This window comes from Actinomycetota bacterium (assembly GCA_040905475.1).
In the GTDB taxonomy this organism is placed as follows: domain Bacteria; phylum Actinomycetota; class AC-67; order AC-67; family AC-67; genus DATFGK01.
This window is the reverse complement of the sequence record JBBDRM010000134.1, coordinates 1-3430: the sequence shown is the minus strand read 5'-3', so window position 1 is coordinate 3430 and position 3430 is coordinate 1. Positions and strand designations below refer to the sequence as shown.

Sequence of the window (3430 nt, the reverse complement as noted above, 5' to 3'; positions counted from 1 at the left end):
GCCGCGTCCGCGACCGGATCGACCGGGAGTACGCGCAGCCGCTGGACGTCGAGGCCCTCGCCCGCGGCGCGAACATGTCGGCGGGACACCTCAGCCGCCAGTTCCGGCGCGCCTACGGCGAGTCGCCATACGCGTACCTGATGACGAGGCGCATCGAGCGCGCGATGACGTTGCTGCGTCGTGGCGACCTCAGCGTCACCGACGTCTGCTTCGCGGTCGGCTGCTCCTCCCTCGGCACGTTCAGCACGCGCTTCACCGAACTCGTCGGCATGCCGCCCAGCCGCTATCGACACGAGGCGGCGCACGCGACGGCGGGGATGGTGCCCTGCGTGGCGAGGCAGGTGACCAGACCGGTCAGGAATCGAGAAGCGGCCGCGCCCGGCCGCGCGTAACGTGACTGCCATGGAACATCGCACTTCAGAAGGAGTGACTGCCATGGACATCGACATTCACGCGAGCTTCCTCCCGCACAACGACCCGGACGCCGCCCTCGCCTTCTATCGCGACATCCTCGGCTTCGAGGTCCGCAACGACGTCGGATACGAGGGGATGCGCTGGATCACCGTCGGCCCGGCCGGACAGCCCGCCACGTCCATCGTGCTGCAGCCGCCGGACGCCGACCCCGGCATCACGGACGACGAGCGACGCACCATCGCCGAGATGATGGCGAAGGGCACCTACGGCGGCGTCGTGCTGGCCACCCCGGACCTCGACGCCGTCTTCGCGCGTCTGGAGGCCAGCAACGCCGAGGTCATCCAGGAGCCGATGGACCAGCCGTACGGCGTCCGCGACTGCGCCGTGCGCGACCCCGCGGGCAACATGGTCCGCATCCAGGAACGGTGAGCCGTCCGACGACGCCGGCATCACGGCACAGGAGGAGCGATGAGCGCCAGGAAGGCCACCTCGAAGTCCGCGGACAGCACCACCGCGAGCCGCAAGAAGAAGCCCGAGGGCTTCACCGACGACGAACGCGCGGCGATGAAAGAGCGCGCGAAGGAGCTGAAGGCCGAGGCGCGCGCGGAGAAGGACCGGGAGGCCGGCGAGCGCGCCGTGCTCGAGAAGATCGCCGAGATGCCTGACCACGATCGCGCCATGGCGACGCGGCTCCACGAGATCGTTTCGGAGAGCGCGCTCGCCCTCGCGCCGAAGACCTGGTACGGGATGCCCGCCTACGCCAGGGACGGCAAGGTCGTCTGCTTCTTCCAGAGCGCCGACAAGTTCAAGGCGAGGTACGCGACGTTCGGCTTCAACGACGACGCGCTCCTCGACGAGGGCTCCATGTGGGCGACGTCCTTCGCGCTGATCGAACTGACGAAGGGCGACGAGACGAAGATCGCCGCGCTCGTGAAGAAGGCGGCGGGCTGACCAGGCTCAGTCCCTCGGCCCCAACCGGCTGCCGTCGACCGGCTTCGCCCCGCGCTTTCGGACGAGCACCGGGACGCCGACAATGGTTGCCGGCAACCCCCCGGCCCTTCGCGGAACTGGACGATACGATGAGTAACGCGGCGAAGACGACGAAGGCGCCGGAGCCGTACACCGCGGACAGCCACGACCTGATCCGCGTGCAGGGCGCACGCGTGAACAACCTTCGCGACGTCAGCGTCGAGATCCCGAAGCGCCGGCTGACGGTGTTCACCGGTGTCTCCGGCTCGGGCAAGAGCTCCCTCGTCTTCGGCACCATCGCCGCCGAGTCGCAGCGGCTGATCAACGAGACCTACAGCGCGTTCGTGCAGGGCTTCATGCCGACCCTCGCGCGGCCCGAGGTCGACGTCCTCGAGGGACTGACGACCGCGATCATCGTCGACCAGGAGCGCATGGGCGCCAACGTGCGCTCCACGGTCGGCACCGCCACCGACGCCAACGCGATGCTGCGCATCCTGTTCAGCCGGCTCGGGCAGCCGCACATCGGCTCGCCGCAGGCGTTCGCCTTCAACGTCCCCTCGGTCACCGGCAAGGGCGCGATCACGGTGGCCCGGGGCGAGGGCAAAGGCAAGACCGAGGCGAAGACCTTCACCATCACCGGCGGCATGTGCCCGCGCTGCGAGGGCATGGGGACGGCCTCCGACATCGACCTCACGCAGCTCTACGACGACTCCCGGTCGCTCGCCGAGGGGGCGCTCACCATCCCCGGCTACACCGCAGACGGCTGGAACGTCCGCGTCTTCAGCGAGTCCGGCTTCCTGGACGCCGACAAGCCGATCCGCAAGTACACGAAGCAGGAGCTCAACGACTTCCTCTACAAGGAGCCGACCAAGGTGAAGTTCAGCAACATGAACCTCACCTACGAAGGGTTGATCCCCCGCATCCAGAAGTCGTTTCTGTCGAAGGACGTCGACGCGCTGCAGCCGCACATCCGCGCCTTCGTGGAACGCGCGGTGAAGTTCACGGCATGCCCCGACTGCGGCGGTACCCGCCTCAGTGAGGCGGCGCGGTCGTCGAAGGTCGAGGGCATCAACATCGCCGATGCCTGCGCGATGCAGATCAGCGACCTCGCGGAGTGGGTCCGCGGGCTCAAGGCCCTGTCGGTCGCGCCGCTGCTGACGGCGCTCGGGGAGGCCCTCGACTCGTTCGTGGAGATCGGGCTCGGCTACCTCTCGCTCGACCGCCCGGCGGGCACGCTGTCCGGCGGCGAGGCACAGCGCACGAAGATGATCCGGCACCTCGGGTCGTCGCTGACCGACGTCACGTACGTCTTCGACGAGCCCACCATCGGCCTGCACCCGCACGACATCCAGCGCATGAACGACCTGCTGCTCCGCCTGCGTGACAAGGGCAACACCGTCCTCGTGGTGGAGCACAAGCCGGAGACGATCGCCATCGCCGACCACGTCGTCGACCTCGGCCCCGGCGCGGGCACCGCCGGCGGCGAAGTAGTGTTCGAGGGCGCCCTCGATGGCCTGCGCACGAGCGGCACGCTGACCGGGCGACACCTGGATGACCGCGCGACGCTGAAGCCGTCTGTGCGGACGCCCTCGGGCGCGCTCGAGGTGCGCGGTGCCGGCACGCACAACTTGCAGGACGTCGACGTCGACATCCCGCTTGGCGTGCTCGTGGTGGTCACCGGCGTGGCAGGGTCGGGCAAGAGCTCGCTGATCCATGGCTCGGTGTCGAGCCGGGATGGCGTGGTGACCGTCGACCAGACCGCGATCCGCGGCTCCCGGCGCAGCAACCCGGCGACGTACACCGGCCTGCTCGACCCGATCCGCTCCGCGTTCGCGAAGGCCAACGGCGTGAAGCCCGCGCTGTTCAGCGCCAACTCGGAGGGCGCCTGCCCCACCTGCAACGGCGCCGGCGTGATCTACACCGAGCTCGGCTTCATGGACACCGTCGCCACGCCCTGCGAGGTGTGCGAGGGCAAGCGGTTCCAGGCGGAGGTACTCACCTACCTCCTCGGCGGCAGCGACATCAGCGAGGTGCTCGGCATGTCCGT

General features: G+C 69.1%; 4 protein-coding genes. All 4 read left to right on the top strand.

Annotation, left to right across the window (positions count from 1 at the left end):
- Positions 1-392, top strand: a 392-nt coding sequence (locus tag WEB06_16210) for a helix-turn-helix transcriptional regulator (protein MEX2557159.1), incomplete at its 5' end; no start/stop codon positions are given.
- A 43-nt stretch (positions 393-435) separates the two neighbouring features.
- Positions 436-843 (top strand): VOC family protein, encoded by a 408-nt coding sequence (locus WEB06_16205; GenBank protein MEX2557158.1) that lies wholly within the window; start codon positions 436-438, stop codon positions 841-843.
- Positions 844-882: 39 nt separating this feature from the next.
- Positions 883-1365 carry a hypothetical protein gene (locus WEB06_16200; protein ID MEX2557157.1) on the top strand — a complete coding sequence of 161 codons (483 nt, stop codon included), beginning with the start codon at positions 883-885 and terminating at the stop codon, positions 1363-1365.
- A gap of 128 nt (positions 1366-1493) precedes the next feature.
- A partial coding sequence (locus tag WEB06_16195; GenBank protein MEX2557156.1) for an excinuclease ABC subunit UvrA occupies positions 1494-3430 on the top strand: 1937 nt, incomplete at its 3' end.

Excerpts from the sequence above, each read along its gene's own strand:
- WEB06_16205 (MEX2557158.1), top strand. The coding sequence starts at position 436 with ATGGACATCGACATTCACGCGAGCTTCCTCCCGCACAACGACCCGGAC.
- WEB06_16200 (MEX2557157.1), top strand. The coding sequence starts at position 883 with ATGAGCGCCAGGAAGGCCACCTCGAAGTCCGCGGACAGCACCACCGCG.